General features: G+C 70.5%; 18 protein-coding genes and 2 pseudogenes. 8 read left to right on the top strand and 12 right to left on the bottom strand.

Annotated elements, in window-relative coordinates; genetic code table 11:
• Positions 1 to 6: 6 nt before the first annotated feature.
• Positions 7 to 1,437: a rifampin monooxygenase gene (gene rox / locus ACFWA7_RS01500; RefSeq protein WP_385543198.1), complete on the bottom strand. Its 1,431-nt coding sequence runs from the start codon at positions 1,435 to 1,437 to the stop codon at positions 7 to 9.
• Positions 1,438 to 1,713: 276 nt separating this feature from the next.
• On the opposite strand from rox, the gene ACFWA7_RS01495 reads away from it, so the two are divergent.
• On the top strand, positions 1,714 to 1,950 hold the full coding sequence (locus ACFWA7_RS01495; RefSeq protein ID WP_385820149.1) for a chaplin: 237 nt from the start codon (positions 1,714 to 1,716) through the stop codon (positions 1,948 to 1,950).
• Positions 1,951 to 1,975: 25 nt separating this feature from the next.
• On the opposite strand, the gene ACFWA7_RS01490 is transcribed toward ACFWA7_RS01495, so the two are convergent.
• Both ACFWA7_RS01490 and ACFWA7_RS01485 read right to left on the bottom strand, forming a co-directional pair.
• Positions 1,976 to 4,810 (bottom strand): type 2 lanthipeptide synthetase LanM family protein, encoded by a 2,835-nt coding sequence (locus ACFWA7_RS01490; RefSeq protein ID WP_385820147.1) that lies wholly within the window; start codon positions 4,808 to 4,810, stop codon positions 1,976 to 1,978.
• Between the two features lie 240 nt (positions 4,811 to 5,050).
• The gene (locus ACFWA7_RS01485) at positions 5,051 to 5,251 is read right to left on the bottom strand and encodes a DUF6229 family protein (RefSeq protein ID WP_190087684.1); all 201 of its coding nucleotides are present in this window, start codon (positions 5,249 to 5,251) and stop codon (positions 5,051 to 5,053) included.
• A 538-nt stretch (positions 5,252 to 5,789) separates the two neighbouring features.
• On the opposite strand from ACFWA7_RS01485, the gene ACFWA7_RS01480 reads away from it, so the two are divergent.
• Positions 5,790 to 6,158 carry an SRPBCC family protein gene (locus ACFWA7_RS01480; protein WP_385820145.1) on the top strand — a complete coding sequence of 123 codons (369 nt, stop codon included), beginning with the start codon at positions 5,790 to 5,792 and terminating at the stop codon, positions 6,156 to 6,158.
• 503 nt (positions 6,159 to 6,661) lie between these two features.
• Here the strand turns inward: ACFWA7_RS01480 and ACFWA7_RS01475 are convergent.
• From ACFWA7_RS01475 to ACFWA7_RS01460, 4 genes are all read right to left on the bottom strand, one after another.
• On the bottom strand, positions 6,662 to 6,793 hold the full coding sequence (locus tag ACFWA7_RS01475; protein WP_385820143.1) for a hypothetical protein: 132 nt from the start codon (positions 6,791 to 6,793) through the stop codon (positions 6,662 to 6,664).
• 114 nt (positions 6,794 to 6,907) lie between these two features.
• Positions 6,908 to 7,360, bottom strand: coding sequence for an iron chaperone (locus tag ACFWA7_RS01470; RefSeq protein WP_385820140.1), 453 nt, complete (start codon positions 7,358 to 7,360; stop codon positions 6,908 to 6,910).
• 106 nt (positions 7,361 to 7,466) lie between these two features.
• Entirely contained in the window at positions 7,467 to 7,988 is a 522-nt protein-coding gene (locus tag ACFWA7_RS01465) for a cupin domain-containing protein (protein WP_385820138.1), read from the bottom strand.
• Between the two features lie 473 nt (positions 7,989 to 8,461).
• Complete coding sequence (locus ACFWA7_RS01460; protein ID WP_385820136.1) at positions 8,462 to 9,415, bottom strand: TIGR01777 family oxidoreductase; 954 nt, start codon at positions 9,413 to 9,415, stop codon at positions 8,462 to 8,464.
• Between the two features lie 465 nt (positions 9,416 to 9,880).
• On the opposite strand from ACFWA7_RS01460, the gene ACFWA7_RS01455 reads away from it, so the two are divergent.
• The 4 genes and pseudogenes from ACFWA7_RS01455 to ACFWA7_RS01440 all read left to right on the top strand — a co-directional run bounded on the left by ACFWA7_RS01455 (position 9,881) and on the right by ACFWA7_RS01440 (position 13,703).
• On the top strand, positions 9,881 to 10,267 hold the full coding sequence (locus ACFWA7_RS01455) for a VOC family protein (RefSeq protein ID WP_385820134.1): 387 nt from the start codon (positions 9,881 to 9,883) through the stop codon (positions 10,265 to 10,267).
• Positions 10,264 to 10,905, top strand: a complete 642-nt coding sequence (locus ACFWA7_RS01450; protein ID WP_385543162.1) for a TetR/AcrR family transcriptional regulator C-terminal ligand-binding domain-containing protein — start codon at positions 10,264 to 10,266, stop codon at positions 10,903 to 10,905. Before ACFWA7_RS01455 ends, ACFWA7_RS01450 begins: the two co-directional genes overlap by 4 nt.
• Positions 10,906 to 12,120: 1,215 nt before the next feature.
• Positions 12,121 to 12,744: pseudogene (locus ACFWA7_RS01445) on the top strand (IS110 family transposase); the annotation flags it as partial.
• Positions 12,745 to 12,895: 151 nt separating this feature from the next.
• Positions 12,896 to 13,703: pseudogene (locus tag ACFWA7_RS01440) on the top strand (ABC transporter permease).
• A gap of 198 nt (positions 13,704 to 13,901) precedes the next feature.
• Here ACFWA7_RS01440 and ACFWA7_RS01435 read toward each other — a convergent pair.
• Both ACFWA7_RS01435 and ACFWA7_RS01430 read right to left on the bottom strand, forming a co-directional pair.
• Positions 13,902 to 14,342 (bottom strand): carboxymuconolactone decarboxylase family protein, encoded by a 441-nt coding sequence (locus ACFWA7_RS01435; RefSeq protein WP_385543165.1) that lies wholly within the window; start codon positions 14,340 to 14,342, stop codon positions 13,902 to 13,904.
• A complete protein-coding gene (locus ACFWA7_RS01430; protein ID WP_385543168.1) occupies positions 14,339 to 15,004 on the bottom strand; it encodes a class II aldolase/adducin family protein in 666 nt (221 codons plus the stop codon). The genes ACFWA7_RS01435 and ACFWA7_RS01430 overlap by 4 nt, the downstream gene beginning before the upstream one ends.
• 132 nt (positions 15,005 to 15,136) lie before the next feature.
• Here ACFWA7_RS01430 and ACFWA7_RS01425 point away from each other — a divergent pair, with 132 nt between their 5' ends.
• Positions 15,137 to 15,523, top strand: a complete 387-nt coding sequence (locus ACFWA7_RS01425) for a MerR family transcriptional regulator (RefSeq protein ID WP_385820132.1) — start codon at positions 15,137 to 15,139, stop codon at positions 15,521 to 15,523.
• Between the two features lie 82 nt (positions 15,524 to 15,605).
• Here the strand turns inward: ACFWA7_RS01425 and ACFWA7_RS01420 are convergent, their stop codons facing one another.
• Entirely contained in the window at positions 15,606 to 15,971 is a 366-nt protein-coding gene (locus ACFWA7_RS01420) for a MerR family transcriptional regulator (RefSeq protein ID WP_385543174.1), read from the bottom strand.
• Between the two features lie 89 nt (positions 15,972 to 16,060).
• On the opposite strand from ACFWA7_RS01420, the gene ACFWA7_RS01415 reads away from it, so the two are divergent.
• The gene (locus tag ACFWA7_RS01415; RefSeq protein ID WP_385820130.1) at positions 16,061 to 16,519 is read left to right on the top strand and encodes a hypothetical protein; all 459 of its coding nucleotides are present in this window, start codon (positions 16,061 to 16,063) and stop codon (positions 16,517 to 16,519) included.
• A 1-nt stretch (position 16,520) separates the two neighbouring features.
• On the opposite strand, the gene ACFWA7_RS01410 is transcribed toward ACFWA7_RS01415, so the two are convergent.
• Both ACFWA7_RS01410 and ACFWA7_RS01405 read right to left on the bottom strand, forming a co-directional pair.
• A complete protein-coding gene (locus tag ACFWA7_RS01410) occupies positions 16,521 to 17,720 on the bottom strand; it encodes a PQQ-binding-like beta-propeller repeat protein (RefSeq protein ID WP_385820128.1) in 1,200 nt (399 codons plus the stop codon).
• Positions 17,721 to 18,441: 721 nt separating this feature from the next.
• The gene (locus ACFWA7_RS01405) at positions 18,442 to 19,299 is read right to left on the bottom strand and encodes an oxidoreductase (protein ID WP_385820126.1); all 858 of its coding nucleotides are present in this window, start codon (positions 19,297 to 19,299) and stop codon (positions 18,442 to 18,444) included.
• Positions 19,300 to 19,507: the final 208 nt, after the last annotated feature.

Here is a 19,507-nt window from a genome sequence, read left to right as displayed (position 1 = left end):
GCGCGATCAGCCGGCGGCGGCGCCGAACCACTTCGTCAACTGGCCGACCAGATCCTGCTGGTCCTCACCGACCCACGCCACATGGCCGTCCGGCCGCAGCAGCACGGCGGGCACGTCCAGTTCCTCGCTGACGTCGACGACGTGGTCGACCCGATCCGCCCAGCCCGCCGCCGAGAGCCGGCCGGTCTGGTCGAGCAGCAGTCCGCGGCCGCCGTGCATCAGCTCGTACAGGCGCCCCTGCTTCAGCTTCACGTCCCGCAGCCGTCGGCCGAGCAGTTCGTGGCCCTCGCCGAGGTCGTAGCGGACCTCGACCGCGGTGATCATCCCGGTCACGTACCGGTTCACCTCCTCGAAGTCCATCAGCTTCGAGAACAGCTCGCGCAGCGCGGTGGGGCCCGGATCGGTTCCCATCAGCGTGATCTGCGCGCGGGTGTTGTCCAGCACGGCGGCGCCCACCGGGTGCCGTTCGGCGTGGTAGCTGTCGAGGAGCCCCTCCGGCGCCCAGCCGTTGACCGCGGCGGCCAGCTTCCAGCCGAGGTTGAAGGCGTCCTGCAGGCCGAGGTTCATCCCCTGTCCACCGGTCGGCGGGTGGATGTGCGCGGCGTCGCCGGCCAGGAACGCACGGCCGACCCGGTAGCGCTCGGCCTGCCGGCTCCCATCGCCGAACCGGGACAGCCAGCGCGGCGAGTGCACGCCGAAGTCGGTGCCCGCGTAGGCGCGCAGCTGCTGCTTGAAATCGTCGAGGGTCGGCTCGGTCGCACGGTCCTCGGCCACCCCGTCGGCGGGCAGGACAACGCGGCACACCCCGTTCTCGTCGGGGGCGGTGACGCCGAACCGCAGTTGGGTCTTGTTGACTTCCTTGACGACGGCGGCGATCGTCGCCGGATCCTCGGTCACCTCCATTTGGCCCACCAGCGTCTCGACCTTGGCGGGCTCGCCGGGGAAACCGACACCGAGCAGCTTGCGCACCGTACTGCGGCCGCCGTCGCATCCGACGAGGTAACGCGAGCGCAGGTGCGTGCCGTCCACCAGCTCGACGGTCACCCCCTCCTCGTCCTGGCTCAGCCCGACCACTTCGCAGCCGCGCCGGATCTCGGTACCGAGTTCGAGGGCGCGCTCGTTGAGCAGCCGCTCGGTGACCGGCTGCGGGTGGGCGAGGCCGTACGCGTGAGCCGTGTCCAACCGGTCCGGCCACGGCTTCACGATCCCGCCGAAGAGGCCGCCGACCTGGAACTTCTCACTAACCGCCGAGAACCGGTCCAGCAGGCCGCGCTGATCCATCAGCTCGACGCTGCGCGCGTGCAGGCCCTGCCCGCGGGACTGCTTGGTCGGCTCGGCCAACTTCTCCAGCACGACCACCTGCACGCCGTGCAGTCGCAGTTCACCGGCGAGCATCAGGCCGGTCGGTCCACCGCCGACAACGACCACGTCGATGATCAAAGTGTTCCCATTTCCGCAGGTCCTGGCTTCGTCCGGTGATTCTGCGGCATGACCGGGGCCTTGCCGCAAGCCCCCCTGTGCGCTATAAATTAAGAGTGGCAAGGAGTTGGTGACCTCCTTGCCTTTCTCTTTTGCCACCCGCTACGGGCATGCGGCTTCGGGCAAGCGGCTTCGGGCATGCGAGTGAACATGTGATCCCACCGCGCGTGAGATGTGACTCCACCGGTTTTCACGTCCATATGACCAACACCAAGAAGTACCTGCTCGCCGCGGTTGTCGGCACTGCTCTCACCCTCGGCTCCGCCGCGCCCGCCCTGGCAGACCACGGGCCGGACCACGGTAACGGCGACCCGCAACCACTTCGGCTCCGGCGGGACGGAGTGCACCACGGACGGCACCGGCGCCCACGCCGGGGGAGCCGTCTACGGCTCCCCCGGCTTCCTCTCCGGCAATCTGATCCAGATTCCCCTCCGCATCCCCGTCAACATCTGCGGCAACAGCATCGGCTGAGCGGTCAAACCGCAGTCGGACCCCTTCAGTCCAGCAGGAGGGGATTCGGCAGGGTGGCCTCGGGGTGCATCCGCAGGAGTGTGTGCAGGACTCCCGAGAGGCCGGACATGAGGCTGGGGGAGAACGCTTCGCGGGCCAAACCCCCCACCGGCCCGCGTTGTTCGAGGCCGGTGAGGATCTCGCCGTCGAGATCATCGGCGTTGCCGGAGCCCAGGGACGTGAGGAACTCCCAGAGGCCGAGGTCGCCGTGGCACAGGGTGTGGCTCCAGCCGAAGCCCTCGGCGGCGCACGCGCGCGCGGCGCGTTGGGCCATGTCGAGGTGGGCCGGATCGCCCGTACGCCGGTGGAGATCGAGCATGCCGATGCCGATCCCCGCGCTGCCGTGGCACCAACTGGTGAAGAAGTCCTCCTCGGCGCCGATGCGTACGTCCAGCCAGTTGCCGTGTCCGGGCTGGTAGAGAGAGTCCTGGTAGGCGAAGGCCCGCTCGGCGAGGTGGGTCCAGCCGCGGCGTTCGGCCGCGGAGCCCGCGTCGCTCAGGGCGAGCCGGGTCAGCGCCCAGCCGATGCCGGTGGCGCCGTGGGCGAAGCCGCCGATGCCCTCGGGGTTGAGCCGGGTCGTCCAGCGGGCGCCGCTCGCGTCGACGATGGCCAGCCCGGACAGCCGGCGGCCTATGTGCGCGGCGGCGGCGAGCCAGCGGTCCTGTCCGGTCGCCCCGGCCAGATCGAGCAGCGGAACCACTCCCCCGGCCGCGCCGTTGAGGAGGTCCACCTCCACGTCGTCCTCGACCAGACGGCCCTGCGCGAGCAGCAGGGCTCGTTGGGCCGCCCGCTCCACCAGCCAGTCCTCACCGAGCACCCGGTGCAGCGCCAACCACGTCCACACCTGCGACGCGGCACCGCTGAACGCTCCGGCCGACGGTGTCGGCGTCCGGTCCTCGGTGCCGATGAGCACCCGCAGCGCACCCTCGAACACCTCGGTGACACCCGGGACTTCGTCCGCCCGCCCCGCCCGCGCCTCGGTCACATACTCCGCAAGCGTCAGCGCCACACCGCCCTGCCCGGTGTAGAGGTCCGCGGGCAGCACCCTGATGGACCATCCGGCCGGGGTGAAGACCGGGCTGATCCAGGTGACCGTACCGTCCTCGCCGCGCACCGCACCGTCGCACAGGCGCCGTACCATCTGCACGGCCAGGTCGCGGCGCCGCCGCTCGCGGTCACGGGCATGCGGGTCGCGGGCGCCCGCCTGCACCCGCTGGGGCAGTGAACGCTCATTGAGGTACGCGCCCACCAACGCGTCCTGGATCACCGACTCCTCCAGTGGCAGGTCGGCGGTGCGCCAGTCCTCGATGGTGGTCCGTACGGCGGCCGTGTCCACCGTGAAGGTGGACATCGGCACGTCCCCGGCCATCAGGTCCGCTATCTCGCCGTCGATGGCCGCACGGTCGGTCGGGGCGCCGGGCAGCACCTCGGCGTTGCGCCGCAGGATGTCGCGGGCCCGTTCGACGGCCCCGGCCTCGTCGTGCAGCGACGCGGGATGCCACAGCATCCGGCCGATGTCCACGTACGCCTGTGTCGGCCGCAGGATCCGCCGCGCCTGGGCGCCCTCGAAGCGGCGCAGCAGCCGGTACGGGTCGGTCCCGGGCCGGCGCAGATGCGCGGTCATCTCGCGGAACCCGGCCAGGATCCGGTCCCAGTACGCGCTCAGCACCGGGGTGGGGCTGGGGTGGTTGCCCGCGGTGGGCATGGCCACCAGGTCCACCTCGAAGCGGGCCGCGGCGGTGCCGCCGTCCGCGATCACGGGGTTGGGGATCAGCGGTTGCTGGCCGGGCAGTGCGCCGACTCCGGAGATGTCCACCCCGCCGAGCGCGAAGCCGGTGCCGCGCACGGGCAGCAGTCCGGTGCGCAGCACCGTCCGGCGGATGGCAGCCGCCGCCACGTCCACCGCGTCACCCCGGCCGCTGGCCGGGAAGGGCGCGGGGGCGTCGAAGAGGGTCTCCGCGTCCACGATCACCGGTACCGGGCCAGCCGCGATCATGTTCTCGGCGTGCATGTCGGTGCCGCCGGTGAAGCGGAGAACGGCCAGCCAGTGTCCCACGTTGCGGTAGAACGCGGCGAGTTCGGCATCGCCCGCGCAGTAGCGATGGCGGACGAACTCGGACCAGCCGTACCCCTCACGCACCAACGTCCGCGGCACACGGATGCGCTCGTCGGGCGCCGGGGCGCCGGGGAAGTCCGCGAACAGCTCCTCCAGCAGCGCGCCCAGAGCCACGTCGGCCTGGGACGGCCGGGGCTTGTACATGACGCTGCCGCCGTCGAAGTCGACCCTGCTGACCGTCAGACCGCCGCGGTGGCTGTCGCCCGCCCCGAACTCGACGGCCCGTATCTCCCCCGCCGGTGCTCCCAGCAGCGGCCGCAGCAGTTCGCGGTCCTCGGCGAGCCGTGCGGCGAAGCCGGCCGTGGCCGCCACCGACAGCCGCGCCACCGACGCGATCCGCCGCCGGAGGGTCGGGTACCGGTCGGCCAGCCGGTCGAGATAGCTCTCGTCCTCGGCCTGTTCGATGAACGCGGCCCATATCGCGGTGTCGGGCCCGGCCTGGGCAGCGGCGCCGGGTCGCCCACCGCCTTCCGCCATGCGCAGTGCGTGCAGTTCGATCAGGAACAGCCGGGACAGCTTCGCGTGCAAGGACCTGATCAGGGCGGTGTGCCCGGCGTCCAGCACGACCTCCCGCTCCGCGCTCTCCAGCGTGTCCACGGCGCCCAGCCGCCTGGCCAGCTCCTCCCGCCACGGGTCGGCGATGTTACGTACCGGGCGGTCAAACCACTCCGCCTCGTCCCTCTTGTCCGGCGCCGATCCGTCCACGGTCCGCCCCTCCCCAATCCGTCGCACGTCGGCGCCATCAAGGCGCTCCACAGGGTGCCTGCACAGGGCGTGGGGAACCGCGCGACCAGCCTCGGACGCGGCACGCGCGCCGTGGCATGGTGAGCGGTTCCCCACACTTCTGTCCGTACTCTCCTGCCTGACTCTCCGGCCTGTGAACGTCACTCAGCGGCGGTGCCCCCAACAGGCGCACTCCGCAGGACGGTCAGCAGCCGTCGGTGATCAGCAACACCAGCTTCCGCGCGACCCGCTAGGGCTGGAGCAGAAGCCGTAGAGGGAGTCGCTCGGGTCCGTGAGCGCGGCCTCGGCGGCGGCGCCGCCGACGTAGAGCGGCCCGGCGGGGTTGGACTGACCGTACGCACTCTCGGCGCCCGACAGCCAGGCGTTGAGCACGGCGGTTGCGGGAACACTGGTCTGGGGCATCTGCGGCCTCCGGACATAGGAATTGGGACGGATTGCCCAGTCCCGAGTATTGCCGGATCCGAACACCTGTCAGACGACTAATCCGGCCACAGTCTTGGGGTGCTCGTGCGCGGTATCGCGCCGCGTGGGGCGACGGTTTACGGCACCACGCCGAGCGACGGGGCTGGCCGACGAGCCCCAGGAAGGGTTTATCAGCCTTGACTTGATCCAGTTGCGTGGCTGCATTACGCCTTGACGTTCGGCCCGGTCTCGGCGATGGCAGGCGACCCGGGATCTGTACCGGACCGGTCAACTCCAGGTACTGGTGGCGGAGTACGCGAGCCCTTGAGGGCAGCAAGAGATACGGGGGAAGACCATTGGCACACAGACACGCACGGTAGGAAACTCGCCCGGCTCCAGCCCGGCGCACCTGGCCAGCAACGTTTCCCGGTGCCGGTTCAGCCACCCCTCCAGCATCCCGCGCTCGGGCACGACACCCAGGCCGCCCAGCTGCGTCGTACGTTCCACCTGCGGTGCTCTCCACGTCATTCCCCCCACCTTGGCGTCCACCACGATCGAAGGCCCACCCGCGGCCCCGCACCGACCGGCCGCGACCGACCCCCGCCTGCCTGGCAGCATCGGCTGGCTCCGGGAACGCATCACGCGCTACGACCCGCCGTACGCCACCGAGTACGTCGTCGAGCGCAGCCTGCCGCCCTCACGGCACGAACTGGGCCGTGTGGAGCTCTGCGAGGTGGATGACGGCACTCTGGTCCGCTGGACCACCCGCGCCGAGATCCCCGTCCCGCTCGTCGGTGCCTTCCTCACCCGCCGCCTCGCACGGCCGATCATCACCCGCGCCTTCCGCGACATCCTCGAAACAGCCGACGCGGCGTTGACTCAACTCCCCCGGCCAGAACGGGCATGACCACCGGCATCGCCTCGATACGCGCCGGGGGGTGCCTGCCCGCCGCCCGATGGGCGGGCAGACACCCGCGGTGCACGCCGAGACGGGGGACCCCCGCGTTCACCGCACCGGCGACCGGGCCAGGAGAAAGCCGCGTCGCCGTAGCCACTAGGGCTGAAACGAGCGTGACAGCCGCCGCCCCCGGCTAAACAGCACCCCCTCAGCCAACAAATCCCCGACCGTGGCCGACGCGCGCCGGGTGCCGCCGCTCATCCGTGCCGACGCGGAGCCCGGGGCTCACGCCCGCGCCGAGCGGTACGAGCTGAACACCGCGGGGTCAAGGCCTGGCCAGGTGCAGGTCGCCGATGTCATCGCCGTGGAACCCCGGGCGACGGCATGGCCGCCGAGTCCCAACGCGCTCTGCCCGATGTGCCGGTCGTCCGGCGCGCATAAGTACGTTGGGTGGCCCGGAGAGGGAAGGGCCGGGAGAATCCGACCTCCCGGCTCACCCTTCTCGTAACGGGCTACGGGCGGCTGTTGATGACCCCGGCCTCGGCCGACGCGTCACCACCCTGCAGGGCGACGGCGCGGGCCGTCCGGCTCAGCGCCGCCACAGCCGTCGCCACCAATGCCGCAACACGCTTGGACCTGCGCATCAGTCTCCCTCCCGCATCAGCACCTTGCCGATACAGCCGCGATCCTGGCAATGCCCACCGACAACCCGCCAGCAGCGGTCTCCTCAAGCGCGGCTCGTTCCCCGGGCTCGCGCCTCAGCTCACCGCCTGCTTCACGAGCGCGGCGATCCGTGCCTCCACCTCGGCCGTCACCCCGGTCAGAGCGAACGCGGACGCCCACATCGTGCCCTCGTCGAGCTTGGCCTGGTCGCTGAAGCCGAGGGTGGCGTAGCGCGTCTTGAACTTGTCCGCGCTCTGGAAGAAGCACACGACCTTTCCGTCCAGTGCGTAGGACGGCATCCCGTACCAGAGCTTCGGCGCGAGCGTCGGGGCGTTTGCGGTGATGACGGCGTGGACGCGCTCGGCCATGATCCGGTCCGAGTCCGGCATCTCGGCGATCTTCGCGAGCACGTCCTGCTCCGCCTCCGCCGCCTTTTCCGCGCGCGACTTGCGACGCCCCGCCGTCTTCAGCTCCTTGGCGTGATCCTTCATCGCGGCCCTCTCCTCGGCCGTGAACCCCTCATACCCACTGCTGTCGGTGCTGCTCATGACGCATCTACCCCTTGAGGACCTTGATGTGCGGCTCTTGAAGGGGACCTTAACCGGGGGCACTGACAGCGGAGCTCAGCAGCGACCCGTGCGTGTGCCCGCCGGTTCACGACGCGGCGAGTGCGTCGCGCCAAGCGGGGCTGTCGACGTAGTGGTTGTCGTAACGCTCCGAAGACTCCGCGATCTTCTTCGGGTCGGTCTCGCCGCGCATCACACTGCCGAGCAGTCGCAGATAGTCGAAGCGGCCCATGCCGGGCGTGAAGGTGAACAGGACGTCGGCCTCGCAGCCCGGGGCCGCGGCGAAGGCGTGCGGGGTGTGCGGGGGCACGGCGAGGAAGTCGCCGGCGTTCAGGACGGTGACCTCCTCGCCCACCAGCACCTGGAGGGAGCCGCTGATCACGAAGAAGAGCTCCGTGGCCTTGGTGTGGAGGTGCGCGGGAGCGCCGACGGCTCCCTTCGCGAAAGTCGAGCGGTACGCGGTGAATCCGCCGCCGGGCGCGTCCGTGTCGGCCAGCAGCGTCATCACGCTGCTCGGGTCGGCACAGGTCTCGGCCTCGGCGGCGCGGGTGAGGAGAGCGTCGAAGCCGGTGCTCTTGCTGGTGTTCTCGCCGGTGTTCTCGCTGTTCACGGTGGTTTCCCCTTCGGTTCCGCAGCGGCGTCCTCGCCGCTGTGATCACCACTCTATGAAGCCGAAAGACCTTCTACAGAGTGCAATTTGATGCCGGGAACCGAGGTCAATTCTCGACCCGCAGCGATACCAGGTCCGACCAGGACCAGGACCAGCAGCATGAACCCCGCCCACAATGGCGAACTGACTGGTTCGCACGTGTGCGCCGACTCGATGAGGCGACTGCGTACCCGGCACATGCCCGGCCGGCCGGTGACACCACCACACCTGGCACACCCACCCCGGCGACGTGCTCGGCCAGGGCGAACACTGCTTCTGCGGCGAGGCGGTCCGAGGCATCGGAGATCTCGTCCCAGAACTGAGAGCGAACTGAGAGCGAACTGAAAGCGAACTGAAAGCCGATGTGAGGTCTGACGTCCAGGAGTGCGTCAGGAGCCGTTCCCCGCGTGGGTCGGGGGGGTCCAGACTCGGCGTCACCCCTCGCGTCGGCGCTGACGTCGACGCTCGGCAAGATCCCGGGCGGCGTCCGGCCACTCACCGTGGTCGAAGGTGAAGCCCGTATCGAGGAGGCGGCCGGGGACGACGCGGCGGCTCTTCAGCAGGAGTTCGGTGTCCGAGCGCAGTACGAACGCGCCGAGTTCGGCCATACCCTTCGTAGCGGGCAGACCCACCGGGACCCGCCAGGCGGCGCGCAGGGCGCGCATGAAGGCGCGGTGCGGAAGCGGGGCGGGGGCGGCGAGGTTGACCGGGCCGGAGATGTCGTCCCGGTCAACCAGGAACTGGACCGCGCGGACGAAGTCGTACTCGTGGATCCACGACACGTACTGTGCGCCGCCCGCGACGGGCCCGCCGAGACCGAGCCGTACCATCCACGACATCACATCGAAGACGCCGCCTCGGTCGGGGCTCATCACCATGGCGGAACGCAGCGCGACCTTGCGCGTGTGCGGGGTGTCGGCCTGCTCCTGCGCACGCTCCCAGGCCTTGGCGATCTCGACGCTGTAGCCCCAGTAGGCCGGGACGCCTGCTTCGGCGCCGCCGATCACACCGGTGGCCTCGTCGTGGGCCGCGTCGTAGCGGTGGGCGTAGATGGTGGCGGTACTCATCTGCAGCCAGAGGCGGGGCGGCCGGGCGGCGTCGGCGATCGCGCGGCCCACGGCCTCCGTCGAGCGCACGCGCGAGTCCATCATGGCCTGCAGGTTGGCCGGGGTGTACCGGCAACTGACACTGCGGCCGGCCAGGTTGATCACCACGTCACTGCCATCGACCTCCTCGATCCAAGGCCCCCCGCTCTCCCCGTCCCAATGGACCTCGCGCTCGCGTACGGGCCGCCGGGTGAGGATCACGACCTCATGGCCCGCGGCGGTCAGAGCACGGTCCAGCAGAGCGCCGACCTGCCCGGTTCCGCCGGGAATGACTACCTTCATCGACTTCCCCTCCCTCTGTTGCCTTGAGCCTAGAGGAGGACTTGAACGCGTTCAAACGCGGGATCGGGAAAGGGCGGATCGGCGGGGAATCGGGTGGGTGGGCGAGCGCGGCCTGATCCCGTCGGCGGGGCACACACTGACGACACCCCCGGCCCGGCCGGACGCCGGCCACGCCGACGGTCAGTCGCACCCGAGAGGGCGCCCGCAAGCCCCGGGACAGCGGCCGCACACCGTAACCCGAGGAAACACCCCGGCCCCCAAACCGGCCGACGCCCCCGATGCGCACTCCGCCACCGGGCTCAACACCGAGCCTCGCCGCACGCAACAAAACTCCCCAACCGCCCCTCCCCGCAGAGCGGATGAGGCACCGTCACCCCTTCCCCAGCAGCCCCTCCCCTGTTACGATCCGATCCGGACCGAATCGAAATCACGACCGGCCCCAACTGACCGAAAGGCTTCGACCTCATGCTGCGCGTCAAGGACTTCGACCACCTCGTCCTCAACGTCCAGAACGTCGAGCGCGCCCTCGACTTCTACACCGGCCCCCTCGGCCTTGAGCCGGTCCGCGTCGAGGAATGGCGGGCCGGCAAGGTGCCCTTCCCCTCCGTCCGGGTCAGCCCCACGATGATCATCGACCTGTTCGACCGCCCGCGCGGCGAGTCGAACGTCGACCACATCTGCCTCGTCGTGGACCCGCTGGACTGGCAGCAGGTCATCGACTCGGGCACCTTCACCGTGCTGGAGGGCCCCGTGTCGCGGTTCGGGGCGCGGGGCAGTGCCACCTCCGTGTACGTCCAGGACCCGGAAGGCAACACCGTCGAGCTGCGGTGGTACCCGCAGGACGCCGAGTGAGCGCGGCCGGGCGCCCGCGCGACCCGGCGATCGACGCCGCCGTCCTCGCCGCCACCCTGGACATCCTGCGTACGGACGGCTACACGGGCTTCGCCCTGGAGGCGGTCGCCGCACGGGCGGGCACCACCAAAGCGGCCATGCGCCGCCGCTGGCCGCTGCGCCAGAACCTCCTCATCGACGCGCTCGCGTCGATACTCGCCATCCCGCCCGTGCCGGACAACAACTGCACCCGCTGCGACCTCATGCAGAGCGTGCGGTTGCTCGACGAGGCTCTGCACGAGCGGCTGCCCCGCGGTGTCCTGGCACCACTGGTCGCCGACTGCGCCCGCGTACCGGAGTTGCACCGGCGACTGATGGAGGTGCTCGTCCAACCCAGCATGCAGGCCGCCACCACCGCCGTCGAACAGGCCGTCAGCCGCGGCGACCTGCGCCCCGACGTCGACCCGCACCTCCTCGTCGACCTCCTCGCCGCCTCCGTCTACCAGCGCGCGCTCCTGGGAGACACCACCACGGCCCGGCCGTCCGCAGCCGACACCGTCGATCTGCTCCTGCGCGGCGCGGCAGTCGACTTCGACCGCCTCGTCCGCATCAGCCAGACACCCGCCCATCTCCGCCGGCACCCGGACCGCCACACCTGACCACCCCAAGCGCCCCGGCCGAGGCTTGAGCCCCTACCTCGATGGACAGTCTTCAGTCCGCCGTCGTACATCCCCAGTACCCGACCTCCGTCGGCTCGCCATCGCGGTACAACACCGTGCACCTGCCCGCTCCACGGCCGGGGAAGGACAGCAGCCCGGTGTCCAGGGCGGCGTCCCATTGCGCGCATGTCGGTCCGTGGTCGACCCGGCCGAGCTCGCACTGATGGACCTCCCGGATCCGGTGTGAGTCCCTGTCCGGGCCGTCCCCACAGCGGCGTCGCTTTCACCGCGGGGGGCGGCCGTCAGGACTGGGGCCCACCCTGCCCTCACGCGGGCAGCGACGGGCCGCGCGCCCATGGCGTCATGGCCGTCATGATGCCCCCCTGCCGAAAGGCCGATGCCGCGTAGGCGGCCCGGCACTCCGCGCCGTACAGCAACACCGGCACCAACACACACGCTGCGCCCAGTGGCCTACGACGAGCCGCCCGTCGACCGGTTGTCGCAGGCCACGAGCGCCGCGATCCGTACAGCGGAACTGGCCGCCCGCAGCGAGCACGTGCGGCCCGGCAACGCCGCGCGCTTCCTCGAAAGCTACCGAGCGTTTCTGCGCCGCCCGGGCACGAAGCTGACACAGACCGCCTCCGAGTACCCGGCCTGTCCCGGGCTGCCGGTACGACGACGTGGCCGTCGTCAGAGACGCGCCGCAGGGCCTCGTGTGCCACCTGCCGCCCCGGGCGCGTACGGAACCGCAGCGCCTGCTGCGGCGCTTGGACGCGGAGTTCCGCCACCGTCGCGCCGACCGTGGCCGGCTCGATGTCCACGACTCGCGCTACCACCTCACCGTGCAGGAGATCCTGCTCGGCGACACCGTCTATATGCGCAACACCGGGCAGGACGACGTCGACCAGCGGTGGGGAGTGGGCACCCGGCACACACGGCCTGTTCCGTCCCCCCCGATATGTTTTTCGCGGTCCTGCAACGGGGCCGCTGGCCTCCGGGCCCGGTATGACTGTGTCCCCTCTGTCGAACGGATGACCTGGGGGGTGGTGTCGCCGGGCCCGAGGGGTGCCGTCGGAGACGCTGATGAGAGACCCGGCCACCGCCCGGTCCGGCGCAATGCCGGGCAGTTCGCGGGCGGCAGGTCTGCATAACGTGGATGCGCGAGCACGGTGCCACTGCAGAGGCCGACAAGGTCAACGACCCGGAAGGGGTGCGATGTTCGATACCGAAGGCGTGGGTGTCTTCCTCGGGATGGACGTCGGCAAGACCGCCCATCATGGCCACGGGCTCACCCCGGCGGGCAAGAAGGTCTTCGACAAGCCGATGCCCAACAGTGAGCCGAAACTGCGGGCCGTCTTCGACCGGCTCAAGGCCAAGTTCGGCACCGTCCTGGTGATCGTGGACCAGCCCGCGTCCATCGGCGCCCTCCCGCTGACTGTGGCCCGCGACGCGGGCTGCGAGGTCGCCTACCTGCCTGGACTCGCGATGCGGCGGATCGCTGATCTGTATCCGGGCGAGGCGAAAACGGACGCGAAGGACGCGGCGGTGATCGCGGACGCCGCCCGGACGATGCCTCACACTCTGCGTTCGCTGGAGCTGACCGACGAGATCACCGCCGAGCTCACGGTGCTGACCGGATTCGACCAGGACCTCGCGGCCGAGGCGACCCGCACCAGCAACCGGATACGCGGCCTGCTCACCCAGTTCCACCCGTCGTTGGAGCGCGTGCTCGGGCCGCGGCTGGACCACCCGGCCGACACCTGGCTCCTCGAACGCTATGGGTCCCCGGCCGCTCTGCGCAAAGCCGGCCGCCGCAGACTCGTCGAAGTCATCCGACCGCCACCCTGCACCAGCTCACCGACTGGGCGCTGCGGCGCGGCACCGTACTCGACCGGCTGACGGTCGACCGGCCGAGTCTGGAGGACGTCTATCTGCGCCTGACCGACCCGGACCGCAACGTGCCCGAACGCCCACTGGAAAGGACCGCGTCGTGAGCACCGCCGCCCCTCGTGCAGCCGAGCCGCAGGCCCGGCGCCGCGGTCCCGCTCTGCTGTGGCATCAGATCCGCTACGAGCAGCTGACGTTCTGGCGCAACCCGCAGAGCGCGTTCGTCACGTTCGTCTTCCCGGTCGTCGTCATCGCGATCTTCGGCGGACTGTTCGGCGGCATCGGGAACAGCGAGTTCTACTACGGCCGCTCGGCGCTGCAGTACTACGTGTCGACGATCGCCGCGGTGTCCGTCCTGGGCTCCTGCTACAGCCAGTCGGCGATCGTACTCGCCGGGCGGCGCCAGAACGGGATCCTGAAAACGGGTACGGGCGACACCGCCGCCCACGTCCGCGTACTTCGTGGGTCTGCTGGCGCACTGCGTTGTCGTGAGCGTCGTCGACGTCGTGCTGATCACGGCGGTCGGCCGACTCTACGGCGTCCCACTGCCCGCCCCCTCGCAACTGCCCGTGCTCGCCCTGACACTCGTGCTCGGCGCCACCGCCTTCTGCGCCCTCGGGGTCGCCGTGGCGTCGCTGATCCGCAACGCGGAAGCCGCGCCGTCGGTCGTGCAGTTCGTCCTGTTTCCGCTGGTGTTCATCTCGGGCACCTATATGCCGATCCACTCCGCCCTGCTGAACGGCGTCGCCGGCGCGCTGCCGGTGAAGCCGTTCAACGACGCCCTGCTCGGCGCGTTCACCACGGACCACGCCGGTCTCCCCTGGCGGGACTTCGTGGTCCTGCTCCTGTGGGGCGTGGCCGGTGCGGCGGTGGCGGTCCGGCTGTTCCGCTGGGACCCGCGCCCGGAGTGAAGCGTCCTGCCCCGGGCCGTATCGGCGGTCCAGCCCCGGCTTCGCGGCCGTCAACGGCTTGAATCCCCTGTGCGAGTGTGCGCGGATCGGCACCGGCGGGTAGTCCGACCCGGCCACAGCCACGCGTCGCACGACCGAGGGCCGTCACCGCGCACATACCGCGGTGACGGCCCTGCCCGTCGCGGGGCGAGTCGTGCTTCAGAGCGGAACCCGGCCACCGGGTGGATGGGTTGGCCCATCCTCGTCACCCTCGCCAGGCGGCAGGAGTTCGGCGATGATCTCGGTGCCGAGTGCGTACGCCGGTACGCCCGCGGTGATGAGCGCGGTCTCGGCGACGCCGATGAGGTCGGCGATGCCGGCTCCGGCGTGGAGTGCGCCCTGGGCGTGGATCCGGGCCGGGTGTGCCCGGCCGAGGGCCAGCAACTGTCCGAAGTGGACGAGCTGCTGCACCCGCGCTCCCAGCGGATTGTCGGTCAGCACGATGTGGCGCAGTGCCGCGATCGCCTCTTCGGTCGGGAGCCGGCCGAATTCCTGGGCGAGGCGCAGCCGCTCCTGTACCCCGCTCGGAACGGTTCCGAGGGTGGAGCGGTAGCGGTCCCGTACGGCCTCCGTACGGGAGGCGGGGGTGTCGTCGGTCATGCCGTGGCCTTCGCGATCGCGGCGCGTACCGCCTCCTGGGCGCCCGGGGGGAAGTCCACGGCGCCACCGATCGCCGCCGCGGCGATCTCGGCCTCGGCGCTCTCCTCGATCGCCACCACGAGGTGGGCGGTGGCCGCCGAATCCGGGCCGAACACCAGGAGGCCGTGGTTGGCCAGCAGGACCGCGGACGTCGTCGGACGCCGCTCCAGGACGTCGGCGATTCCGCGCACCGACACGTCCGACCCGCGAGGCCCCCAGGGGACCACCGGAACGTCCTCGGCCTGTCCGAAGCGCAGCATCGGCTCGGTGCGGCACGGCAGCGGCCGGTGGGCCACGGCGAAGGCGGTGGCGGAGGGCGAGTGGGTGTGGATGATCGCGCCCACGTGGGGGCGGGCCTTGTACACGGCGCTGTGCATCGCGATGATCTCGGCGCTGACTGACTGCAACTCGCCCTCCAGGACCTGCCCGTCGAAACCGACGGTCGCCAGCTGTTCGGGCCGCAGACCGCGGACGAACCCCGGCGTCAGCAGGAGGCGTTCTCCGTCGAGCCTGGCGCTCAGGTTGGCGTGCCCGGAGTGGGACATCACCCCGGCCGCGAAGAGCTTCTCCGCGGCCTCCACCAGCTGGTCGGCCCGCTCTTTCACCAGGTACGTGTCGCTCATACCGCATCTCCAAAGTGTGCTGTCCGCGGCCGCTCGTTCGCCGCTGTCCACGTGCCGACCACTCTTCAACTTGAACTAAGGTTCAAGTCAAATGCCGGGAACGACGAGAAGCACGAGGAGCGGAACGTGCGCATGACGATCGGCCGACTCGCCGAGATCACCGGAGTGCCCGCCTCGGCCATCCGGTACTGGGAGCGCCACGGCCTGCTGCCCGCACCCGAACGCGAGGGCGGGCAGCGGCGCTATCCGCCGGAGGCCGCCGAGCGGATCACGGTGCTGCGCAAGTGCCAGCAAGCCGGGCTGACCCTGGCCGAGATCAGCGAGTTCCAGCGGGACCAGCCGCACCGAGAGGCGATGATCCGCGCCAAGATCACCGAGATCGAGCAGCGCATGCTCGATCTCGACCATGCGCACCAGCTCCTGACCCATGCCGTCAAGTGCAGCGAGGAGGACATCGTCAAGTGCCCGAAGTTCCGGGAGCAGATGGCGGAGTGGCACGCGCCGAAGGCGACGCCGTGAACTCCCGCCCCTGTCCCTGTCCCTGCCCCCGCCCGCCCCTGCTCCCGTCCCCCGTCACTGGTGTCGGCGCCCGGCCTCTGCCTCATCCGGCTCGTTCGACGGCCCGCAGCGGGCAGCCCGTGCCGACGCGCGTGACGAGTTCGGCACGCAGGGTGGCGAGTTCGGCCATGCGCTCGTCGATCACCCGGATCTTCTCCGCCAACAGCGCGGACAACGCTTCCGCGGCGTCCGGAGCGTCACGCAGTTCCTCGCCGTGGCTCATGATCTCCGCGAGTGAGAAACCGAGCGTCTGCGCCGTGCGGACGTAAAGCAGCCAGGCCACCGTCTCGGGTGGGAAGTCGCGGTAGCCGTTGGGCAGTCGGCGGCCCGCGACGAGTCCGAGCTTTTCGTAGAACCGGACGGCGTCCGTGGTCACTCCTGCCTGGGCGGCCAGCTCTCCGATACGCATGACCCTCCATCGGATGGGACTTGACCTTGGAGCGTAGTCCAATGTTTAGCGTGAGGCGTCGCTGCCACCGGACCAGCAGGAGCCTCATCGTGATCCGTGACTTCTCCCCTTCCCGCCCGCCCTATCTCCGGGCCGTACGAGCGAGCGCCTGGTACGACCTCGTCGTCACCTCGGGGTTCGCGACGCCGTGGACGTACGCCCTGGTGCACGACGCCCTGTCGTCGTGGAGCGACACGCTCGGTCTCGGCGTCCTACCTCAACTCGACCCGATGCAGACCCTGTACGCCAACCTGATGGGGTCGGTCGTGGTCGTCTGGGCACTCCTGCGCATCGTCGGACCGCTGCCGGTCCACGGGCTGTTCGACGGCGTGGCCCGCGTGCTCTTCGCGGCCTGGCAGACATACGCGGTCACCCATGGTGCGACGGGACTGCTGTGGCTGTTCCTCGTCGTGGAGGTGGCGTTCGGCGTCGTCCAGCTAATGCCGTGGTGGCACATGCGGAAGGGGCCGTTGGCGGCGCCGCCCGGGCCGCACACCCCCTGGAATTGATTCACGCAAAGCCACCCCGGGTCGGCCCCCTCGTCACTTGCCGAAGGACAGCAGTGTGCGGTCCTTCTTCTGGGCCGTGGGGCTCTGGACACGGCCGTTGAGCAGGAAGAAACGGCCGCCGGACCAGGCCATACGGGGGGTGAGGTAGAAGGTGCGCTCGGCGTCGGCAGCCGCTGCCGGGGTCTGCAGGAGGAGCTGGGGAGCGCCGCCGGTCGCCGCGATGGTGGCGATCGCGGCGGAGTCGTTCGGCCCCTTGCCGGGCTGGACGTACACCACGGCCGTGGGGCTCCTTCGTACGCCACCTCTCCTTGCCGGTGCCGAGGTCCATGGCGACGACCTCGTTGGTCTCCGGTTGGCCGAGTACGGCCCCGTCCGAGCCCGCGGTGCCGAGGTAGAGGGTGGACGCGTCGGTCGCGGCGAAGGTGCAGGCGTGGAGGTCTCCACTGCCGTCGCCGAAGCCGTCGCACGCTCCGGAGACCTTGAACTTCGGTTCGACCTGCCGGCGGACCTTTCCGTCCGGCGCGAACATCGTGATGTTCCACGCCTTGGTGTCGTTGTTGCGGGCGGCGACGACCAGCGGTTCGGTGGAGTAGACCCGGCCGACCGTCCAGCCCGGCGCGTATGTGTAGTTCCACCTGGACTTGCCGGTCGCCGGGTCGAGTTCCTCGATCAGTTGCTGCGTCTTGGTGACGTCGCCGGAGACCGAGCACAGGCCCACACCGATCAGCCTGGTGCCGCCGCCGACGGAGCAGGGGCTGCAACCGGCGGTCTTCCACGTGCCGAAGAGCTTCTTGCCGTCGACGGTTGAGAAACCGCTCGCGTAGGCGCTGTGGCTGACGGCGACGGTGTCGCCGGTGACCGCGAGCCGGAACTCGTTCGTGGTGTCGTACGAGGACTCCTGCGGCACCTCGATCTTCCAGCCCACCTTGCCCGTGGCCAGATCGATCTGCTGGAGGTACTTGCAGTGGGCGCGCGCGGTGTTGTTCTCCAGGGTGGCGATGACCAGCTTGCCGTGGGCGGCCGGGGTGTGCGCGGCGCCGCACACGGGTGTCTCCAGCGCCACGCTCCACTTCAGCGCTCCGTCGGCCACCGCGTGACCGGTGACCTCCTTGTACATGGCCCTGGCCACGATGTCGCCGAGCCGCCACGGGCCGAACTGCCGGCCGCCCGCCGAGGTCGGCTGGGTCTCGTTCTCGCGCACCCAGACGCGTGCCTCGCCCGCTTTGATCCCGTCGTTGCCCCGTCACCGCCGCTCGCACCGCCATTGCCGCTGCCGGTGCCGTCGCCGAGGTCGGCCGAGGGGGAAGTGGAGGGCGCGGCGGGGTCGCCGGCCCGCGCGACGGGTTTGGCGGGCTTGCCGTCGTCGCCGGAGGCGATGTACACACCGCCACCGACGGCCAGAAGCCCGCGACCACAGCAGCCACGATCACCACGGGCTTGCGGCGGAAGGGGCCCTGACCCCCGTTGCCCGGCGGGGCCGGCGGGACCGGTGGCGGAGTCTCGGCGTACGGTGCCGGGCTCGGCGGCCCGTAGCCACCGGGGTACGGTGGCTGCGGCGGGTGCCCGGCGCCGCCGGGGGGTTGGCCGTAGCCACCGGGCCGCACCGGACCTGGCTGACCGTAACCCCTGGGCTGCGCATAAGGGTTGCCCGGAACCGGCTCATGCGGCGGCTGCTGACTGGGCGGTTGGCTCACAGCGACATTCCCCCGAATTCGCCAACGAAATCACTACCTTGACCACTCGGGGTTCTTTCCATCACTCCGTACACCAGGCCCCACATGCTGCTACACCCCGGTTTCCGAAGGCGGACCTGGGCGGTCACCATCCGCATCGCCCTTGCCGGACCGGCCGTGCCGACCACGTTCCGCCGCGGCCGCGGCCGTCGCCGACGGCGTGTGCGGGAAGGTCAAGGCCCGTCTTTTCTATCCGAGTTCGGCGATGTCCTGCGCGCTCAGCCTCAACGCCCCGGCCGCGACGTTCTCTTCCAGGTGGCCCAGCGAGCCCGTGCCGGGGATGAGCAGGGTGTTCGGGGAGCGGGCCAGGAGCCAGGCGAGGGCCACCTGCGGCACGGTCGCGCCGTGGCGGGCGGCGACGGCGTCCAGGCGCTCGGCCGTCAGAGGCCGGAAGCCGCCGACCGGGAAGAAGGGCACGTAGGCGATGCCCGCTTCGGCGCAGGCGTCGATGAGTGGGTCGTCGTCGCGCTGGGCCAGGTTGTAGAGGTTCTGGACGCAGGCGATCGGTGCGATCTTGCGGGCCTCGTCGAACTCGGCGGCTGTGACGTTGGAGATGCCCAGGTGCCGGATGAGGCCCTCCTCGCGCAGTGCGAGCAGGGTTTCGAGGGGCGCGGCCAGGGGTGTCTGGGTCCGGTCGAGGTCGCCCATCCGCAGATTCACCACGTCCAGGCGGTCCAGGCCGAGCGAGCGCAGGTTCGCCTCGATGCCGCGGCGCAGGTTGTCGGGGGTCAGGCCGGTCTTCTCCGCCGCGGGCAGGGCGACGTCGGAGCCCTCGACCAGTGCGCCCACCTTCGTCACGATCACCAGATCGTCGGGGTAGGGGTGCAGCGCCTCCCGGATCAGCTCGTTGGCCGCCACCCCGTCACGCGAGTAGTAGTGCGAGGTGTCGATGTGGTTCACGCCGAGTTCCACGGCCCTGCGCAGGATGGCCAGGGCCGTGTCCCGGGTGGGCCGTTCCCCCTTCGGCCAGCCGGTCAGCTTCATCGCGCCGTACCCGATCCTCGCGACGCTCAAATCGCCGCCCAGCGCCCATCGTTCTGTTGTCATGATCACCACCCTAGTTGCCCCGGGCGGCCAACGATCTGACGCTGGTCGCACGCCGGGGGCGTGCGAATTCCGCCGCGCCCCCAGCTCCGGGTCACGAATCGGCCAGTAGGTGGCCGAAAGGACTCGACTGTTGAAAGCTTAGGTATGTCTCAAGGGGGGCGGCCAACCGCTGCTGCCACGGCCGACGGTGAGGTTGCCGGACGGGCGG

The organism is Streptomyces sp. NPDC059994, from assembly GCF_042737755.1.
Classification (GTDB): Bacteria; Actinomycetota; Actinomycetes; order Streptomycetales; family Streptomycetaceae; genus Streptomyces.
Note: the sequence above shows the minus strand (reverse complement) of the source record. Positions and strands in the feature narration are given on the sequence as shown.